Source organism: Fusibacter sp. QWL-12 (assembly GCF_058683495.1).
On sequence record NZ_CM178745.1, the window covers coordinates 2,603,578 to 2,623,068 of the forward strand.

The window sequence follows — 19,491 nt, forward strand, 5'->3', positions numbered from 1 at the left end:
AAACCCTGTCTATAACGTCATTACGACGATAGACAGGATTTTTTTTATCTTTTTATTGATTCAAATAGACCAGTGAAAAAATGAAAAAAGTAACTATGGCAAGGTTAATGCTATTAAAGGAAAGTTCGAGCCTTCTCACGTATTTGAGCAAGAAATTATCTTTTATTACAAAAACATAAGCCAAATAACAACCGAGATAATTGAGTAGGTAGGCGGGTACCTTCATCATTTGATTTAGGAGTGTATAATCTAGATCGTAATGCAGTGTGTGCTTCAATACGTACGAACCTAAAACACCTAACCCCACACAAAAGACCGCCAACATCCACATACCAGTAAACTCACTTCGTCTAACTCTAAAGAAATCAACCGATTGATTGGATGGTTTAAAGATGATGAAGAAAAATTTGATAAATGAAATCATAGTCCCCCAATTTATGAGCATCAATAACCCCTTCTGTACGGGATCATCAATGCCATAACCTATTAGGTATTTTGAGAAACCACCACTAAAAAAAGGTGCACCTGTAATGCTAAAAACAGCAATCATCAATAAGATGGAAAGCGATTTAGAAAGTCGCCAAAGTCCTTTCATGTCCGTTATTTTCCGAGTTTCATATCGATAGATTAAAACCCCTGCAATTATAAATAAAAGTGATTTAAAAATACCGTGGCTGAGAACGTGATAAAGTGCACCAAGGTGATGAATTTCTTTTAATCCACCGATCCCAATTAGAATCAGTCCGATTTGTGAAACAGTATGATAAGCGAGAATTAGCTTTATGTCCGTATGTGATATAGCAAAAGTAAAACCAGCTATTGCGGTTAAGTACCCTATCGCTAATATAAGGGGCTGAACATCAATGGCAGGCATATAAATCCATTGAATTCTAATGAGTAAGTATATCCCAATTTTGACGAATACGCCTGATAAAATTGCAGATACGATTGAAGGTGCACTGGCGGTGCCATGTGCTTTTGGTAACCAGCTAAACAAGGGCAGTACTGCCGCTTTTATACTGACACCTGTAAATAAAAAGGCAAAGGATAAATTCAATCTTTTTGTATCTTCAACCTTGAGGATTGCTTCATGAAGTGAGCCAAAGTCAAGTACGCCAGTAGTTTTGTATAAAACTGCAATCCCAAATAAGAAGAAAGCCATTGCAATCATATTGATGGTTAAGTAGATCATCCCGTCATACATGGATTGCTTATCCTTTTTATACATAATTAAGATCGAAACAGTAATGGTTGCAACTTCAATAAGTACGTAAGCGTTGAACAAGTCAAAGGAGAGAAAAACGCCATTTATCAATCCTTGTAAGCTCATAAATAGGAACAAAAATAGCTTGTTCATATATTTTTTCTGATTACTAAAAAAAGTAAGTGCAAAAAACAGCACGTTACTTAAGAATAGAAAAAGATTTGATGTGGCGTCTACTTTTAGAATCATGCCTGTAGGTAGAGGTGTTCCAACCAAAGGCAGCAATTGCGTTGGTAGTGTAAAAAAATAAACTGCAATCACAATAAAGCTCAACTGGAATAGGAGACCAATATATTTGATAAAGGTTCGGTCAAATATATATTGAGTTAAACCGACTGTGATTGGTGTTAGGACTAGATAATATAATAGTAGTGTCAATCGATTTCACTCCTTTTCTTTTTGACTTTATTCCAGTTGGTCGTACCATATTTGTGGAACATCGAGACAAACATAGTTAAACAAACTGCTGTAATAGAAACCCCTATAACGACAGCGGTTATGGTCAAGGCTTGGGGCAATGGATCGGCTACATGTGCCATAGTTGATAATGTTTTACCTATAGGTGGCACAGCATCTGTTTGATAATTAGACGACAGAAAATAAAGCACAATCGCTGCTTGCATGATACTCATACTGATTATGGTTTTAAGGATGTTTCTTCGAGCGCATAAACCGTAGACGCCGATGAAAAAAATGCAAATACTAACGGTTTCGCCATTGATTAGATCTTTCATAAAACCTCATTTCATTTATTCTCTAGACTCATAAAATGCGAAGCGATAAAAAATTATCGTCATACCACAAGTTACTTTAAGGCCAATTAATAGGTTTGCAAGGATTAGATAATAGGGAATAGCTTGAATGAACGTCTGATAGACATTGAGTGTAACAAATAATGTAACCAGGATAAGCAGTGCAAGTAAAGCCGATTTCTCCAATGTCTGAACTTTAGCAAGATCTAGAAACATAATGGGTTGACTCAAATACTTTGCAATAAAAATTGCACTTAGAACCGCACCCCCTTGAAAGCCTCCTCCTGGTGAAATATGACCATTTGCAATCATATACAAACTGAATAATATGATAAATGGATATATGATGCCCATAGAACGATTGAGCAGTTGTGAATGATCATTCATCGTATCGATCTCCTTCGTGTTCATGTACAGACATGTAAATAACGGCAATGATGCTAAAAAGAAGCATTAGCGCTTCGAATAAGGTGTCATAGTAACGATAGAACAAATAGATAGCAGTGACTGCATTTTGTGCCCCCGTTTCAGTATAAGCGTTCTTAATGACATATTCTGATATGGGTTTTGCATCCGATAATGGAATCATATTATTCTGATAAACGACGACCAATGCTATAAAAAAGATAAACAAACCGATATAACTTCTTCTCATAAAATGTCCTCCTCAACTTTCAAAAATTCATAATGATAGCGTGGATGGGCTTCAATTTCAAGAAATTGTTTGAGTGCATCAAATTTATAGTTTTCTGGATGTGCATATATGGTAATGACATCGTTTTTTTCAACTAGGATCAGAGCGTATTGATGATGCTCTACAATATGTTCAATGGCTTCAGTAGAATAAATGATTTGAGCCTCAAGCTCTTGCTTGGTACAGAATTTCTCAAGGGTTTTAATGAGCTGTTGCTTGTGGATGGATAGCTGTCCATTATCTTCTAACTCATCCTCTTGTAATTGATAATAAATGGTATAAAGCTTGTATTTTTGAAGTGCGACGATGAAAAGAATCGTCGAAAGTGTACTCCCTATGATTGCCTCTGCTAAAGCAACATCAGGCGCGCCATACATCAAATAGACAAATGAAATGGCAATTGAAAATAACCCTAAGTAGAGAACGGCTTGGCGTAAATAGCGTGTCTGAATCGCTGTAATTGAGGTGACAACTAATAAAATCAATGCAATTTCAAGCATGCTTACTCCTTTCCGGATTTATAACCACTAATTTTTGCTGATCGGACGACCGAATGTGTTACAAGTGGATTAATTAATAATGAGATGCAAAGGATCAATAAGACTTTTAATGAAAAGGCATTTAGACCACTTTTGATAATAATCCCAATAATCAAAGTGATATAACCTACTGTATCCACTTTTGAGGCGACAAGAGCACGGGTATAAAAGTTTTTGAAACGATAGATCCCAATGACACCAATAAAGACAAATGCTAAGCCAAGATAAATGATAAATGTCCCAAGCATTAAAATCTCCCCTTTCTTTGGATATAAAGTGCTATGAAAATGATACCTACAAAGCTTAGTAATGCATAAACCAAAGCAAGATCTAAGAAGAAGGTTTGCTTTTGGATAAATGCGACGACGATAATTAACATTATCAGTTTTGAGGTTACTAGGTTGAGTCCTAGCATTCTATCCCAAAGGGAAGGTCCAATTAAGATTCTTAATGCACTTAAGACTGTAAGTATTACTAATAGTGTGACGACTATGGTCATAGTCCCTCCTTAATTCTCTTTTCAAGCTTCCCTTTTATTCTAATCCCAGCCATAGTAGGCTGAGTAGTCGTTGGATTGAGCCATAAAACCGTTAGCATATGCCCCTGAACGTCCACTGTAATCGTCCCAGGCGTTAATGTGATTGAATTCGCCAAAACGACTATGTCTATGTTTTTTTCAAGTTCTGTATAAATATCTACAAATCCAGGATTAGCTTTCCCGGTTATAATATATGGAATAATGGATAAACCAGACTTATATATTTCAAGTAATAGAAAAAAAGCGTATCTCAAAAGCTTAAATACGTTGAATGGATAAAAGACATATAGATAATCATCAACAAGATATTTTTCAGAGAAATAAATAACAGCGATTGAAATGAGAATGCCACTAATCATTAAGAAAATGTTGATTGTTTCAAACAGAACCAGCCATACGACGGTGAACAGAATAACCAGTTGAAAATAGTAGAGGTATCTTTTCATAATGCCTCCTTTGCACATGATAAATCGAGAAAATTAATTTGAATATTTATACCCTAACAATTATTCTTATAAACAGGGTAATGAAAAAAAATAAAGGTGCTATCATATGGCTATATTGCCCTGATAACACCTTTTTGTTAGTTTGTTTATTTGGAAATAATATAGTGGTAAATCAGACGCATTGTGTTTTCAAGCGCTGAATAATGCGTTCTCTCCATTCCATGTGACGCGTGGACGCCAGGACCAATCAATGCCCCGCGAATGTTGTGACCTGCTCTAAGAGCTGCGCTCACATCTGAGCCGTAATATGGGTAGATATCAACAGCGTATTTTAATTCGTTCGCACTTGCAAGCGTAATAAGACGACTGGTCAACTCATAGTCATAAGGACCACTTGAATCCTTAGCACAGATCGAAACATCATATTCTGTACAGGTTAAATCTTCACCAATACATCCCATATCAACTGCAAGTAACTCTTCAACATCAGATGGAATATAGGAAGCACCATGTCCTACCTCTTCATAGGCAGAGATGATGATTTTAGCTGTGTAAGCTGGTTTAATTTGATTCTTAGACAAATATGCCATCACACCAAATAGGCAAGCTACAGAAGCTTTATCATCTAAAAATCTTGATTTAACAAAATCGTTGATGATAGTAGTTTTAGGCTCAATGCTGATAAAATCACCAACTTGAATGCCTAGAGCTTTAACCTCTTCCTTAGACTTTACGGTTTCATCAAGTCTTACAAACATCGTTTCTGGTGTACGCGTCATCGAAGAACTATCTTTATAGACGTGCATAGCAGGCGCCTTACTTAAGAAAGTGCCTGTGAAAATTTTACCTTCACGTGTATGGATGCGGCAATATTCACTATCAAGAGTAGGGACAATAGGGCCACCTACTAGTGTAAAGTTTAAGTTGCCATCACTGGAAATGCTTCTTACCATAGCACCAAGTGTATCCACATGGGCAGATAAACCAATGATTTTTTCATCACTTTCACCTGGAATTGTGATGATGCCGCCCCCTTTTTTAGTATATTCAAAATCATACCCTAAATGTGTTGATTCTTCTTCAATTAGTTTCATGACTTGCATAGTAAAACCGCTTGGGCTGTCTGTTGTTAATATTCTCTGGATTAAGTCCAAAAAATACGACTTATCAATTTGCATAACCACCTCCGAAGTATTTTCTAACACTTCTATTATTGCCTGTTTTGGAGTACTTCGTCAATAGCATTAAATATACCTTCAATGGTGTTTTCTTCTAACATCCCAGGAAATGAGTAAAAGTATTCAAAATCTTTTCCTAAAAAGAGTGAGGTCGGAAAGCCAGTAACGCCAAATTTGCTTGCAAGTGTGCCCTCTTCATCCAAGAATACCTCGAATTCATAGCCGTATTTATCAATATAGTCTTGTACCGTTTTTTGATCTTCACCAACACTGATTGCGAGGACGACAACGTCATCTCTTTTGTTCAGTTCGTCGAGCAATGGCATTTCCTGAACACAATATTTACACCAAGTTGCCCAAAAGTTAACGACGATCATTTTGCCTTCGTAAGCATATAGTGAAGTCTCAGTACCATCCAATGCTGTCAGCTTAAAATCTTCCATGATATAGGGCTCTCTCGCTTCAGTTGTAGATGCAACACTGAGTGACTCTGAAGTATCTTCAGCGGTTTCAATTGATGCATTCGTCATGGTTTCATCAGTCGCGGTACTACAAGCCGCTAAGCTTAGCATAAGAATTAGCACAAGTGCCAGTAAAGCAGTAAATTTTAGTTTCATTTTGACCTCCATTATGATCTTACCAACCAGTTGGCTATAATATATAACTTATCAGAGAAAATTAATATTCCAATGAGAATTAAGATGATCCCAGCAATTTTGTTAAGCGTTTTTGAGTACTTAGTGAGTACATTTAACTTTTGATCAAAAACATTTAGAAAAACGGATGTGAGTAAGAATGGAATAGCCATTCCTAAAGAATAAATGAAAAGTAGTTTTACACCCTCAGCTACATTTTGGCTCATGACTGCTGTTGAAGCTAATATTGCACCGAGGATAGGACCAAAGCAAGGTGTCCATCCAAATGCAAATGCCATCCCAACTAATATCGCAGTTAAGAATGAGACCTCAGCCCCTTTTCTTGATTTACGATAATCTCTACTAAGTAAGGGGATCTTAATTAAGCCAGACATTTGTAAACCGAAAAGGATAATAAGAACACCACTGATTTTAGATAGAATTGCTTTATGCTGAGATAGTAAACGACCTAAAACACTTGCCGAAACACCGAGTAGCATAAAAACTATCGTAAAGCCGATGATAAAGCCCAATGTTTGCAAAATCGCTTTCTTGCGTTTCTGCTTTAAATCATCGGTATCATAGGTACCTGTTAAATACATAATATAAGCAGGAACAAGTGGCAACAAACAAGGCGTAAAAAAGGATAGAATGCCTGCGGTGAAAGCGGTCCAATTATTTACAGTTAAAAACATGATTCACCTCTTTATGATCTGTTTATAATATCAAAAGACGATATTGAGACTAGTATACCCCATGAGGGAGGGGGGTTGCAAATTAAAATTTCATTAATTAGGGATGTTTCATAAATGTAAAAAAAACTGGAAAATTCCAGTAAATTAAAGTAAAATAAAGACTAAGTACAGTAATCATTTGGAAAATGGGGGGATTGACTTGGGTGATTACAAGTTAACGCGAAAAGGCTTTGTGACTTTAGCACTCTTAATCGTAGGTGTTATTGTCACTTCGATTTTAGGAACGATTTATCTAGCAGTTCTTAGTTTTTTATTTTTAACGACACTCTTAGGTCTGACATTATATGAGGTTTTTTTTAATCGCTAATCTAATAATGACTGCAAGATCATATCGACGTCACCATCTTCAGATATGACGACGGCAAAACAATTCGCATAATTTGGATTCTTGCTAATGGTCTCGACATAACGGATGGCTGAGTTGTAGCGCGCACCTCTTGAGGGATCACCCTTATCAGTCGCGATACCATCCAATATAACACCGATACCATGACAAACACCATCAAGATCCATTAAAACTGCTCCATCAATACTGGTAATTGAGCGAACCATCGAAGGCGTTAAAGTGAGGGATTCAATTAAAAACCCTTGATTTTTCAATCGATTGGATTCGCTTCTTGCATTTTTTGAGATGGCAAAAATGGTACCCTTCGTCTGTTTGGTACCTTCTAGAATCAAGCGGTATAGGTTTAATAGGCGTTTGCCTTCAATTTCAGGATAGACTTTTTTAAACTCATTGCTAAAACTAAAAAAACTCACTTTGGGCTTTGGTAACTGAATTTCTTCATGCGTGACTTGCATGAGCTTATTGTTATTGTAAGTCAGTTGCCAAGCAGAGTATGCGCTAAATTCTATCGTAAAGAAGTGATGTGTCGTATCTTGAATCGGCCTAAATTCAACGGTACTGTATAAAAATTCTCCATCAGATAATAGATAGACATCTGAACGACTGAGCTCAAGAATTTTTCTAATATGTCGCGTGCTGGAAAGTGGTATTTTTGATTCAAATTGAACAAGAGGTCTAAGGATGTGTTGTGTTGCAAGGGCGTGTGCTGCTTGCGTGTTGAGGAGAAGAATCTTACCTTGACTAAAAGACCGCTCATAACTCAGTGAGGAGATCTTGCTAAATTTTTCAAATGGACTGACTGCGTTTTCGTTTTTTAAGATCCCTTGAAGTAACCTTTTACCAGCTTGTTTAAGCAGCACAGGAATGTGTCTTTCATAAACTTCTTCTTGAAGTGTTAAGCCTTGTACACATTCGTTGATATAAGCTAGGGTTTCATATATAATAGACTCAAGCAACGAACGATATTCCAATTCAGAAGCTTCAGGCACACGATAATAAACATCGATTGATTTTGAATCGAACTGAAGGATGAATCGGTATTTTTTTTGACTGTTTTCAAAGGTATCACTAGAATACACCGTAAAAAGTGCATCATCAAAGATGCGTTTTATGGCTTCATGTTGTAAAGTCGCCTCATCTATAAGATGGAGTTGTGGCACCATTTCCTCATCGATTTTTCGATAGAGTGAGAAACAGTAATGATCAAGGTAATTATGTAGTTTAGACAGTTCGTTAAAGAGCATAAAACCTCCAGCCGAAATAAGTCGTACTATAAATATTTCTTATGATATATATAACCGTTCCTAAACTAAAAAAACAAAAAAAAATACTAGAGATGGCACTCTAGTATAAGGAATGACAGGAACAATTTAGCACTGACGAAATGTATCATAGGGATTTTCAGAGGGAGGTACATTCCTCGACTAAATTGTCTTTCATTAACATCAATTTTAGCATAAGTATTACATAAATTTCAACAGATAATGAAATTTTGTGGAAATAATTCTACATAGGGTATATAGACTTTAACTTAGAACCTTATAATTAACGTTGAAAATACATTTGAGAAAGGATCCTTAAATGCATTCGATATTATTGATAACAAAAGACAAAGAATATGTAAGAAGCATTTCAAACAGAATTTCATCAGATCGTTATCGCATACAGCATACACTTGACTTAATTGATGCTTTAAATGTTTTGAAGGAGCAGCAGATTGATGTTGTGTTGGTCGATTCCGAGAATGAAGATATGGATAAAGCCATTTTAACTAAAATCAAAGATACCAATCCCAATGCCATTCGGTTTTGTGTGTCAGATGTTCAAACCAACATAGAGCATTATCTACCAAAAAAAATAAATAATTCTCAAATCCAATGTGATAAGAGCATGTCTATAGATGAGCTGATCGTATTAATCGATAAAGTGATTGATATCGATCAAAAGGTAAAAGATAAGAATCTTGTGAATATCATGTCCAATTTGAAGCACTTACCCACAGTACCACAAGTGTATTTTCAAATGAGTAATATGATCATGAACAATGCTTCAGTTGAAGAAATTGCTAATAAATTAGAAGAAGATCCAGCGATTACCTCCAATATTCTAAAACTGGCAAACACTGCCTTTTATAACGCAAAAACTGGGTCGATACGCCAAGCGATTATGTATATTGGGCTAACAAATGTTAAAAATATTATTTTAACCAATGCAGTTTTTGGCAACGATGGTCTAGATCCTAAAACGCGGGATTTACACTGGGAACATGTAATGAAAACCAATAAAATACTAAATGGATTTTATTATGAAGTATTGGGGAAAAAATTGAACAATAACATTTCCTCAGTTGGTCTTTTACACGATATTGGCTCACTGGTAATGATGAGTAATTTTCCTGTTGAATTTAATCAGCTAATCAATCAAGTCAACGAAAATCCAGAACTTGATTTTCATGATTTGGAGCTCGAAATTTTCGGATTTAACCATGAGCAGTTGGGTGGCTATTTATTGGATTTATGGGGGTTGCCTTATCCGGTTATAGAAGCGGCACTTTCACATCATAACCCACTGAATCCAAATATTATTAATCAAGAGCTGGTCATGGCAGTTCACATTGCGAATCACTATGCTTGGAAATCAATGGCTTATAAGAAATATGACAATTATTTAGACGATGATGTTTTCGATGCTCTTCACATTACGAAGTTCGAATTTGAAAACTTCTTTAACGCTTTTGTAAAAAAATTGTAGATTGTGTGGTCACACAGCCTATATTTTGATAAGATAAAAAACAGGTGTAAAAAATGCATAACAGGAAGGGAGACTACAATGTCAAACAAAGTACTTGCTAAAGTAAATGGCAGAGAAATTACTGAAGGAGATTTAAACGGATTCTTTCAAACGTTAGGACCTCAAGTTCAAGGTCAATTTCAAGGCGAACAAGGAAGAAATCGTTTATTAGAAGAATTAATTTATCAAGAGCTTTTCTATGCTGAGGCAGTAGAAACTAAATTAGAGGAAACTGCTGAGTTCAAAGAAGAACTTGAAAAAATGAAACAAAATCTAATGAAACAATTTAATATAAAAACACTTGTTGAAGGTGTGACTGTAGAAAGTGGCGAAGCTGAAGCATTCTATAATGAAAATCCACACTTTTTCCAAGGTCAAGAACAAGTTGAAGCTTCACATATCTTAGTTGATACAGAAGAAGAAGCAAACACTATTTTAACTGAATTAAATGGCGGTTTAGAGTTTGCTGAAGCAGCAAAAAAATACTCAAAATGCCCATCGAATCAACAAGGTGGTAGCTTAGGTGCTTTCTCAAGAGGTCAAATGGTTCCTGAGTTTGAACAAGCTGCATTTGAAATGAAACTCAATGAAGTATCTGCACCCGTTCAAACGCAGTTCGGTTATCACTTAATTTTGAAGACAGCAGAGCATTCAGCTGAAACACAACCATTTGATGCGGTTCAAGATCAAATCAAACACCAATTATTGATTCAAAAGCAAAATGCTGCTTATATCGGTAAAGTTGAAGCTTTAAAAGAAAAATATACAATTGAAAAAATGTAATTTTGAGCCTACTCTGATCGCTTTGATAGAGTAGGCTTTTTTATTGTGTTAAGGTATAATAGTTTATAAATATAAGTCCAAAACAAGGTGACAGTGATGAAAAAATCAACCCAATACTTAAAATGGATAACTTTAATGGTTGCAGTAGTATTCATTATTATCCTTTCTACGCATAATGAAAGTCAGCTTGAAGTTACTAAAGTTGAGACAACTGAAAATCTAGCTGAAGTGGGTGATCAATGGGTAAGAGCCGAACTTTTATCACATTTGATTCAGCTCACTTCAAAAGAAATGGGTGGTAGATTAATTGGTACAGATGGAAATCGTCTTGCGACTGACTATATTGCTGATGAAATGCAGCTTATAGGACTTGAAATGCCAAGCTTTACAGAAGCATACAGAATGCCTATTTCTGCGAAAGCACCTGTAACACATACGCCTTCAGTTTTAGAGTTTACTTTTGACGATCAAGTCTTGCAGTTTCAGTATGGGACTGAATTTATGCCCTACATCTCTAGAAACTATATACGTTCTAATTGTTCGTTTGAAGGTGCGTTTAAAGTCATAGAGGATCCCAATCAACTCATGTCTTTCGATGAAGCGGACATTGTTTTGTATTCCAAAAATGCAATCGAAGGCTATCGGATGGATTTGTTATTTAACGATATTTTGTCTCAGAAACATCACCCCAGCGTTTTGTTAATTGAGTCAGACTATCAGCATGATGGCTATTTTGTCGTTTCACCCTATGTGAAAGAGGTTACTGCTGATGAAAGCCAAAACGGATTTGCAGTCATTAAGATAAGCAAAAATACAGCTGAAAGATTACTTGAACACCGAGAGGGGATTGTAAAAGGCAAAGTAGATATGTCCGTTGAATCCGTTGACGGTGAGTCGGTAATAGGATTTTTAGATGGTTCCTTAGATGAAGGCTATGTGTTCGTCGCACATTTTGATCATGCTGGGACGAACCAAGATGGTTCTTATAATTCAGGAGCGCTAGATAACGCCTCAGGTACTGCCATGCTACTGGCTTTGGCAAAAGGACTTAAAGAAAATAATCCAGATGGATTGGATTTTTATTTTGTCGCTGCAAATGGCGAGGAGGTTGGCCTAGTTGGTTCTGAAAAGCTCGCGTATTCGGGTTTAATAGATAAGTCTAAATTTAAAGTCATCAATCTTGATATGGTTGGTGCACCGCTCGATGTTCCTGTTCTAATCAGTGCCACTACAGAAAGCTCTAAAGCATTTGCTGAGTACAGTCTACCAATTATTCAATCTGAATCTTTGAAGGCAATGCCAAGTGATTTAGGGAGTAGTGATCATGTTTCATTTGAAAGTGCCGGGTATGTGACAATAGCACTGGTACAAATGGATACAAGATTTTATCACACGCCAAGTGATACAATAGAAAATGCAATTGATTTAGAGGTCATGCAGAGGATTTATAGAAGTGTCTTACGGATTGTTGCTAGATAGAGGCGCGCCAATGTGTTAAACTGAAAGAGTATCCTTCGAGATCGATAAGTATACGAAATAAAGACGATAAACAATCGGTATAGACTATTGTAGATAAGGAGTATAAAAGTGCTAATAAAAGATTTTAAAGTAGGCGAAGAAATTACAGGCTTTTATCTGGTAAAAGCTAAAAATATAAAAACGTCAAGTGCCAATAAACCCTATATTGATTTCACCTTACAAGATATCTCAGGTGAAGTAAATGCGAAGTTGTGGGATGCTAAGGGTGATGTCGAAAATTTATATGCTCCAGGCGAAATCGTTAAAATTCAAGCCAGTGTGACACAGTGGCAACAGTCAGTTCAGTTGAAAATCATCAAGATTAGAACCAATTCACCTGAAGATGAAATTGATTATAGCCAATTTGTGCCTACTGCTCCAATACCTGCAGATGCAATGCTAAATGAGATTCTTTCATTCGTAGAGAGTATGGACAACTACGATATCAAAATACTTGTTAAAGCGCTTATAGAGGACTACAGAGAGCAGTTAATGTTTTATCCAGCTGCAAAATCCAATCATCATGCCATCAAGTCCGGACTCTTATATCATATCTTAAGAATGCTCCGGTCTGCGAAAGCACTGGGTAGTGTGTATCACAACATCAATTTAGATCTCGTTTATGCAGGCGTTATTCTGCATGACATTGAAAAAATCAATGAGATGAATGCAAGCGAGGTTGGGGTTGTAGAAGATTATACTAAAGAAGGTCAACTACTTGGCCACATCATTATGGGAATTAAGCGTATTGACCGAAAAGCAGAGAGCTTGGGGGTTGATCCAGAGCTTTCACTTTTAATTCAACATATGATACTAACACATCATTACGAGCCAGAGTTTGGAAGCCCTAAAAAGCCTCTGATCCCTGAAGCTGAGGTGCTTCACTACCTAGATATGATCGATGCGAGAATGTACGACATGAACAAAGCCTTAAGAGATGTTCAAGAGGATGGTTTTACAGATCCAATATTTGTACTGGATCGTCGTAGACTCTATAAATCGAAGTACGGTGTTTCTGAGGAGTAAAAAAATAATCCTGCATTCAAAATCACTAGAGGTTAGACTCTAAAGATTTTGAATGCAGGATTTTTAATTCTTAGATCAGATTAAACGATATTATTCTTTATCAATACAGCATTTTTTGTATTTTTTTCCGCTGCCACATGGACATGGATCGTTTCTTCCAACTTTGTTTTCTACTCTAACCGTAACTGAGCTTACATATTCAGCTTTAATTGCTTTCATTTGCTCTTTTGTTAAAATATCATTCCAAAGTGGAATTTGATGTAACCAAGTAGCTTTCGCTTTGTGCATGTTTAAGAATAATTTTTCAAAATCGATTGTAAAGTTAAGCTCTGACTCTTCAGTCATTTCCTCGAGTGAAGGCTCTTCTTTCAAGCTTGTATGGATACCGTCGATAAAACCAATTGCTAACATTGGTTCGAGTTCGTATTTTTCACCAAATGATTTAACTGTGCCAGTAATTGTGTCTACGCCATTTTCAACTTTTTGAGATAAAATATCTTCGTAGATGCCCTTTTCGTGAGCAAGATAGGCGTTCCAAAACTCTTCTGATTGCGCTTGAGTAAGTCCTTTACCTTCGAGTATAGCATTCCATTGTTCTAATAATGACATAATGCCCCTCCTTCTAAATTTCCGAAATTAAGTCTATCATACATACTTTAAGGTTTCAACTCTAATATTTTTTTGTTATAATCGTAGAGTATTAGGGTAGAGGCATAACGGTAAACGTATTTTGAAAGGAGACTTCAAACATGCAAAATTTTAACGACGTAATTGAACGCTTCAGAGAAACGGAAAGCAAATTAAAGTCTTTAAGTTACGCCACCTCAATGCTGTTTTGGGATGCATCGACAGGTGCGCCTAAAAGCGGTGCTGACGCGAGAAGTCAAGCAGTAGGTGTTTTAAGCGGTCTCGGATATCAAATGCTTGTCAACCAGCAAATGGCAAGTGACTTAGACACACTGATGGCAAATCTCGATGCACTTGATGAAATGAATCGGGTTTTAGTCAAGGATACTAAAAAAGAGTATGATAAGTTGACTAAAATTCCTATGGACGACTACCAAAAATACAACATGCTGATTTCTAAATCTTCAATGGTTTGGGAAGATGCTAAAGCAGACTCAGATTTTGAAAGTTTTAAACCTTATTTAACACAGGTAATTGACTATCTACTAAAATTCGCAGACTATAGAGGCTATGAAGGTCACCCTTACAATCTTTATATAGGCGATTACGAGGATGGTATGACGGTGGAACAACTCAATGTCTTTTTCGATGAATTAAGAGAAAGAATTGTACCACTGCTTAAAAAAATCTCTGATAAGAATAAGGTCATCGATACAGAATTTTTGAGTAGAAAATTTGAAGTCAACCTACAGGATCAAGTTTCAAGAGAACTATTAACTCAAATGGGATTTGATTTAGAAAAAGGACAGCTTAAGGAAAGTGTACACCCTTTTACTATGGGGGTAGACATTGACGACGTTAGACTGACAACACATTATTATGAAGATGATTTTGCATCTGCTTTGTTTAGCACTGCCCATGAAGGTGGACATGCGATATATGAGCAAAACTTCGATCGAAAGCTTCAAGGTACTTCTTTAGCTAGTGGCACATCCAACGGGATACATGAATCACAATCGAGAATTTATGAAAATAATTTCTGTAAAAGCGAAGCTTTTCTAAATTATTTTTTACCAAAGCTAAAGAGCGTATTTCCAGAACAACTTTCCGATGTAACAACGAAGCATTTCTACGAAGCGATCAATCGTGTAGAACCTTCATTGATTCGAATTGAAGCAGATGAACTCACCTATTCACTTCATATCATGATTCGCTATGAAATTGAGTTAGGTCTAATCGATGGTAGCATTAAAGTAGCTGATTTACCTAAAGTTTGGAATGAAAAAGTTAAGGCTTATCTTGGCATAACGCCACCAGATGACCGTAGAGGTGTACTACAAGACGTACACTGGTCTGAAGGCTTGTTTGGCTACTTTCCAACCTATGCTTTAGGAAGTGCTTATGCTGCTCAGCTCGCACATTATATGTCGAAAGAAATCAATTTAGAGGAGTGCCTCAGCAAAGGCGACTTTAAAGAGATTACAAAGTGGCTGAATGAAAAAGTACACGTTCATGGTGCACTTGTAAAGCCAAATGCGTTAATCGAGAAAATTACGGGCGAAAGACTTAATTCTAAGTATTATTGCGATTATTTAGAGGCGAAATACGCCAAACTCTACGAACTGGATTAGGAGGAACAAAGAATATGTTAAAAGGTAATTTATTAGTCGCTCAAGGCGGCGGCCCAACTGCCGTAATTAACCAATCAATGGTAGGCGTTGTATTAGAAGCTAAAAAATACCCACAAGTTGAAAGAATATACGGCGCTGTTCACGGTGTTGAAGGTATCGTAAATGAAGAGTTTATGGATCTTACAAGAGAAACGGTTGCAAATCTTGAAGCAGTTGCAGCGACACCTTCTTCAGGTTTACTCTCTACAAGAGTAAAGCCAACACCTGATTTCTGTGCAAAAATGTTTGAAGTAATGAAGGCTCACAACATCAGATTTTTCTTCTATATCGGTGGTAACGATTCATCTGATACAGTAAGAATCGTTAACGAAGAAGCTAAAAAACAAAACTATGAGTTCAGAGCAGTTCATATCCCTAAAACAGTAGATAACGATTTAGTAATTAACGACCATACACCAGGTTTTGGTTCGGCTGCTAGATACGTTGCGTCTGCATTTGCTGGTATCAACTACGATAATCGTGCATTGGCTGGGGTTTACATCGGTGTAATCATGGGTAGACATGCTGGTTTCTTAACTGGTGCTTCTGCACTTGGCAGAGTATTTGAAGATGATGGTCCACACTTAATTTACTTCCCAGAAAGACCATTTATCGTTGAAGACTTCTTAAAAGACGTTAAGGCAACTTATGAGAAGTATGGTAGATGTATCGTAGCGGTTTCAGAAGGGATTCAAGATGAAAATGGTACAGCGATCATTACTAAACTTCAAGAAAACGTTGAAACAGATGCTCATGGTAACGTTCAGTTATCAGGTACAGGCGCACTTGGTGACCTTTTAGTAGCAGAAGTTAAAGCTAAATTAGGCATCGGTCGTGTCCGTGCAGATACTTTAGGCTATATGCAACGTTCTTTCTTAGGCTGTGTTTCTGATACAGATCAAAAAGAAGCAAGAGAAGTTGCTGAAAAAGCAGTTCAATTCGCTTTAATCGACGATTTAGACGGTTCAGTTGTAATGGAAAGAACTGGCGACTATGCAGTTAACTACCGTTTGGTTGACCTTAAAGAAATCGCTGCTAAAACAAAACACATGCCAGATTCATTCATCAACGAAGCTGGTAACAACGTTACAGAAGCATTTATCAAATATGCAAAACCACTTATCGGTAGCGGCTTCAACCCAGGCGCAAGATTAAGATCACCAATGATCGATCCAATCTTAAAAAAATAGTTTAATATCAATCAAAAGAGATGCTTCAGTGAAGCATCTCTTTTTTGTATCATACTCAATAAATACATATGCTTAACGGAAGCACTTAATTAAACCTTTGATCAATGTATTAAACTTAGAACTCATTCTCAATACCTTATTTATGGTTTTTATAAAGTATTAGGCTATTCAAAAACAGAGCGTCATAATAACCCTCGGAGGAGGCTCCGCAGTTATAACGAGGACCGGTCCTCTGGAGAAGGTTATTATGACGCTCTGTTTTAGTGCCAATGACAGGAGAAAAACCATAAGCCTACAAAAAAGCATTGCCTATAAACACATAATTAAGATACTTCTCAGCAAGATCTCTCGCCATAGCGAGTGTATCCAGCCTTGTTTTTGGAACGGTCATCTGATACGCAGGGAAATAGCGACTGATGTGCACAGGGATATCGCTATTTAACTCGCCCACCCATTTGAAAGCAGACTCTAGCATCACAGGATCCGTATTGTATCCGTCGATAAGTAAGAAGGTGAGTTCAACATGTGTTAGACCGATGCATTTTGAAATTGTATTTAACACAGGCGATAACTGACCGTCACAAATCTCTCGATAGAAATCATCAGAATAACTTTTTAAGTCGATGTTCATCGCATCGATATAGGGTAGAAGTTCGAGTAGCGGTGCTTCTTCTATAAAACCATTGGTGACCAGTACATTTACAAGACCGTATTGCTTGGCTAGCTTACAACACTCGAGAACGTATTCAAACCATATAGTTGGCTCGTTATAAGTATAGGCAATTCCGATAGAGCCGTTTTGCATTGCCATATTAATCGCTTCAGAAGGAGATGTTTGACGACATGATCCTTTAAAATGAACGAGTTCATGATTTTGGCAAAACTTACAGTTAAAATTACATCCAGAGGTACCAATGGAAAAGACCGTCGATCCAGATTCAAATCGCGCAAGTGGTTTTTTTTCTATCGGATCATAAGCATATGAAACGACTTTGCCATAGCTTGTGGTATAGAGAGCCTGATCTTGATTCAGTCGCACACCGCATCTACCATAATGTCCTTCAACGATCTTACAACGATGTGGACAAAGGGTGCATTCAAGGCTGTTGTCGCTGTGAACTTTCCAGTATTTTGCAATCCTTTTTTTATCCATTGCCGCGCTCCTTTTATGGTAATTTAACTTGCATTTTCAAGGCTTCTATGACAAGATATAGGTATTGATTAAGTTTGAAACATCAAGCTGGAGGTGTCAATGAAATTACAATTATGTCTACAAGGAATTCATTATAATAGATTAAGTGGCAATCTTGATATCGATATCAAAAATGTCGCATTTGATTCTAGAAAAGTAACACCAGACACGGTGTTTGTTGCAATCGTTGGATTTAAATCCGATGGTCATGCCTATATTCGTCAAGCAATTGCACAAGGAGCAACCGCAATAGTGATCAGTCGACCAGATGCCGTTATAGAGGCTGAAGGCGTTACATTTATTCAAGTTGAGGATACACGCTTTGCTTTAGCGGGTATTGCCTCAAAGTTTTATGGACAGCCAACACAAAATCTAAATTTAATCGGTATAACAGGAACGAATGGCAAGACGTCCATTAGCTATTTTATTAAAAGTGTTTTAGCCGTTTTAAAATACAAAACAGGCATTGTCGGTACAATGGGTACCTTAATTGACGATATGAAGATAGATACCCCGAACACAACACCTGAATCATTGACGCTTCAATCCATTTGCGCTGATATGGTCAAGGCAGAGGTATCGCACTGTATAATGGAAGTTTCATCACATGCTCTCGATTTATCGAGAGTGGCATTTTGTGAGTTTGATTATGGTATTTTTACCAACCTAACGCCAGATCATTTAGAGCTTCATAAGGATATGGAGCAGTACTATCAGGCGAAGGCAAAGCTTTTTAGAATGACCAAAAAAGCAAATATTATTAATATGGATGACCCATATGGTGCAAGACTCTGCAAAGAACTCACTGGTAACGGCGGTGTAGACGTCTTTACGTATGGACTTTCTCCCAATGCAGATATCTATCCTGAGAACATTCGTCCACATGCTGATTATACAGAGTATACTGCAGTAACACCTAGTGGTCGTGTGGAAATCAAGGTTCATATCCCTGGTGAAATTTATGTTTTAAATACCTTAGCGGTGATTGCATGGGCGGTTGCAGAAGGACTAGACTTACCGGTTGTTGCAGCGGGCATAGAGGCTTTAAAAGGTGTCAGAGGCAGATTTGAAACGGTCTATAATGCACACGGCAGAAAAGTCGTCATAGATTTTGCACATACAGAGGACGGTCTTGATAAAGCACTTTCTACCTTAAGACCATTTGTAACTGGAAAGCTAAAGCTCGTTTTTGGCGTATACGCAGCGCCTGGACATGATGGAGACGATAAACGAAAAGCAATGGGAGAAGTCGCTGCAAGGCTATCCGATTATGCGTACATTACATCAGATAATCCAAAGGAACAAGATCCTCAGATGATTATTGATGAGGTGGCAACTGCATTTGCTACGATTGGATCACACTTTGAAAAAATAGTCGATCGCAAGATAGCGATAGAAAAAGCACTAGATGAAATGGCGGAAGGCGATACTTTATTAATCTCAGGAAAAGGTCATGAAACCGCTCAGGTGATTGGTAAAGAAGATGTTCCTTTCAATGAAACCGAAATCGTTCAAAATAAAATGAAAGCAATTTTTGAGGGGAGATAG

Annotated in this window: 22 protein-coding genes; 8 read left to right on the forward strand and 14 right to left on the reverse strand. The window is 37.0% G+C overall.

Features of this window, described 5'->3' with window-relative positions; translation table 11 throughout:
- Window positions 1-52 precede the first annotated feature (52 nt).
- From AC4PID_RS12550 to AC4PID_RS12600, 11 genes are all read right to left on the reverse strand, one after another.
- Entirely contained in the window at window positions 53-1,642 is a 1,590-nt protein-coding gene (locus AC4PID_RS12550) for a complex I subunit 5 family protein (protein WP_492132345.1), read from the reverse strand.
- Window positions 1,639-1,998, reverse strand: a complete 360-nt coding sequence (locus AC4PID_RS12555; protein WP_492132346.1) for a sodium:proton antiporter — start codon at window positions 1,996-1,998, stop codon at window positions 1,639-1,641. The genes AC4PID_RS12550 and AC4PID_RS12555 overlap by 4 nt, the downstream gene beginning before the upstream one ends.
- Window positions 1,999-2,013: 15 nt before the next feature.
- Window positions 2,014-2,403: an MnhB domain-containing protein gene (locus AC4PID_RS12560; RefSeq protein ID WP_492132347.1), complete on the reverse strand. Its 390-nt coding sequence runs from the start codon at window positions 2,401-2,403 to the stop codon at window positions 2,014-2,016.
- Window positions 2,396-2,671, reverse strand: a complete 276-nt coding sequence (locus AC4PID_RS12565) for a hypothetical protein (RefSeq protein WP_492132348.1) — start codon at window positions 2,669-2,671, stop codon at window positions 2,396-2,398. The genes AC4PID_RS12560 and AC4PID_RS12565 overlap by 8 nt, the downstream gene beginning before the upstream one ends.
- Window positions 2,668-3,210, reverse strand: a complete 543-nt coding sequence (locus AC4PID_RS12570; protein WP_492132349.1) for a Na(+)/H(+) antiporter subunit B — start codon at window positions 3,208-3,210, stop codon at window positions 2,668-2,670. Before AC4PID_RS12570 ends, AC4PID_RS12565 begins: the two co-directional genes overlap by 4 nt.
- Before the next feature lie 2 nt (window positions 3,211-3,212).
- Window positions 3,213-3,497 carry a monovalent cation/H(+) antiporter subunit G gene (mnhG, locus tag AC4PID_RS12575; RefSeq protein ID WP_492132350.1) on the reverse strand — a complete coding sequence of 95 codons (285 nt, stop codon included), beginning with the start codon at window positions 3,495-3,497 and terminating at the stop codon, window positions 3,213-3,215.
- Window positions 3,497-3,748, reverse strand: coding sequence for a monovalent cation/H+ antiporter complex subunit F (locus AC4PID_RS12580; RefSeq protein ID WP_492132351.1), 252 nt, complete (start codon window positions 3,746-3,748; stop codon window positions 3,497-3,499). The genes mnhG and AC4PID_RS12580 overlap by 1 nt, the downstream gene beginning before the upstream one ends.
- Window positions 3,745-4,233, reverse strand: coding sequence for a Na+/H+ antiporter subunit E (locus AC4PID_RS12585; protein ID WP_492132352.1), 489 nt, complete (start codon window positions 4,231-4,233; stop codon window positions 3,745-3,747). Before AC4PID_RS12585 ends, AC4PID_RS12580 begins: the two co-directional genes overlap by 4 nt.
- A gap of 146 nt (window positions 4,234-4,379) precedes the next feature.
- A complete protein-coding gene (locus AC4PID_RS12590) occupies window positions 4,380-5,411 on the reverse strand; it encodes a M42 family metallopeptidase (protein WP_492132353.1) in 1,032 nt (343 codons plus the stop codon).
- Between the two features lie 32 nt (window positions 5,412-5,443).
- A complete protein-coding gene (locus AC4PID_RS12595; RefSeq protein WP_492132354.1) occupies window positions 5,444-6,028 on the reverse strand; it encodes a TlpA family protein disulfide reductase in 585 nt (194 codons plus the stop codon).
- Window positions 6,029-6,039: 11 nt separating this feature from the next.
- Window positions 6,040-6,741, reverse strand: coding sequence for a cytochrome c biogenesis CcdA family protein (locus AC4PID_RS12600; protein ID WP_492132355.1), 702 nt, complete (start codon window positions 6,739-6,741; stop codon window positions 6,040-6,042).
- A 199-nt stretch (window positions 6,742-6,940) separates the two neighbouring features.
- On the opposite strand from AC4PID_RS12600, the gene AC4PID_RS12605 reads away from it, so the two are divergent.
- On the forward strand, window positions 6,941-7,108 hold the full coding sequence (locus AC4PID_RS12605; protein WP_492132356.1) for a hypothetical protein: 168 nt from the start codon (window positions 6,941-6,943) through the stop codon (window positions 7,106-7,108).
- On the opposite strand, the gene AC4PID_RS12610 is transcribed toward AC4PID_RS12605, so the two are convergent.
- Entirely contained in the window at window positions 7,105-8,391 is a 1,287-nt protein-coding gene (locus tag AC4PID_RS12610) for a diadenylate cyclase (protein WP_492132357.1), read from the reverse strand. The genes AC4PID_RS12605 and AC4PID_RS12610 overlap by 4 nt on opposite strands.
- A 337-nt stretch (window positions 8,392-8,728) precedes the next feature.
- On the opposite strand from AC4PID_RS12610, the gene AC4PID_RS12615 reads away from it, so the two are divergent.
- The 4 genes from AC4PID_RS12615 to AC4PID_RS12630 all read left to right on the forward strand — a co-directional run bounded on the left by AC4PID_RS12615 (window position 8,729) and on the right by AC4PID_RS12630 (window position 13,264).
- Entirely contained in the window at window positions 8,729-9,898 is a 1,170-nt protein-coding gene (locus tag AC4PID_RS12615; RefSeq protein WP_492132358.1) for an HDOD domain-containing protein, read from the forward strand.
- A gap of 78 nt (window positions 9,899-9,976) precedes the next feature.
- Window positions 9,977-10,720: a peptidylprolyl isomerase gene (locus AC4PID_RS12620; RefSeq protein ID WP_492132359.1), complete on the forward strand. Its 744-nt coding sequence runs from the start codon at window positions 9,977-9,979 to the stop codon at window positions 10,718-10,720.
- Between the two features lie 96 nt (window positions 10,721-10,816).
- Window positions 10,817-12,199, forward strand: a complete 1,383-nt coding sequence (locus tag AC4PID_RS12625) for a M28 family metallopeptidase (RefSeq protein WP_492132360.1) — start codon at window positions 10,817-10,819, stop codon at window positions 12,197-12,199.
- A gap of 108 nt (window positions 12,200-12,307) precedes the next feature.
- Window positions 12,308-13,264, forward strand: coding sequence for a 3'-5' exoribonuclease YhaM family protein (locus AC4PID_RS12630; RefSeq protein WP_492132361.1), 957 nt, complete (start codon window positions 12,308-12,310; stop codon window positions 13,262-13,264).
- Window positions 13,265-13,354: 90 nt separating this feature from the next.
- Here the strand turns inward: AC4PID_RS12630 and AC4PID_RS12635 are convergent, their stop codons facing one another.
- Window positions 13,355-13,873, reverse strand: coding sequence for an SEC-C metal-binding domain-containing protein (locus tag AC4PID_RS12635; RefSeq protein WP_492132362.1), 519 nt, complete (start codon window positions 13,871-13,873; stop codon window positions 13,355-13,357).
- 140 nt (window positions 13,874-14,013) lie between these two features.
- Here AC4PID_RS12635 and AC4PID_RS12640 point away from each other — a divergent pair, with 140 nt between their 5' ends.
- Window positions 14,014-15,522, forward strand: coding sequence for a carboxypeptidase M32 (locus tag AC4PID_RS12640; RefSeq protein WP_492132363.1), 1,509 nt, complete (start codon window positions 14,014-14,016; stop codon window positions 15,520-15,522).
- Window positions 15,523-15,536: 14 nt separating this feature from the next.
- A complete protein-coding gene (locus tag AC4PID_RS12645) occupies window positions 15,537-16,751 on the forward strand; it encodes a 6-phosphofructokinase (protein WP_492132364.1) in 1,215 nt (404 codons plus the stop codon).
- A 292-nt stretch (window positions 16,752-17,043) separates the two neighbouring features.
- Here AC4PID_RS12645 and amrS read toward each other — a convergent pair whose 3' ends face one another.
- The gene (gene amrS / locus AC4PID_RS12650) at window positions 17,044-17,904 is read right to left on the reverse strand and encodes an AmmeMemoRadiSam system radical SAM enzyme (protein ID WP_492132365.1); all 861 of its coding nucleotides are present in this window, start codon (window positions 17,902-17,904) and stop codon (window positions 17,044-17,046) included.
- Between the two features lie 99 nt (window positions 17,905-18,003).
- Between amrS and AC4PID_RS12655 the strand changes: the two genes are divergently transcribed.
- The gene (locus tag AC4PID_RS12655) at window positions 18,004-19,491 is read left to right on the forward strand and encodes a UDP-N-acetylmuramoyl-L-alanyl-D-glutamate--2,6-diaminopimelate ligase (RefSeq protein WP_492132366.1); all 1,488 of its coding nucleotides are present in this window, start codon (window positions 18,004-18,006) and stop codon (window positions 19,489-19,491) included.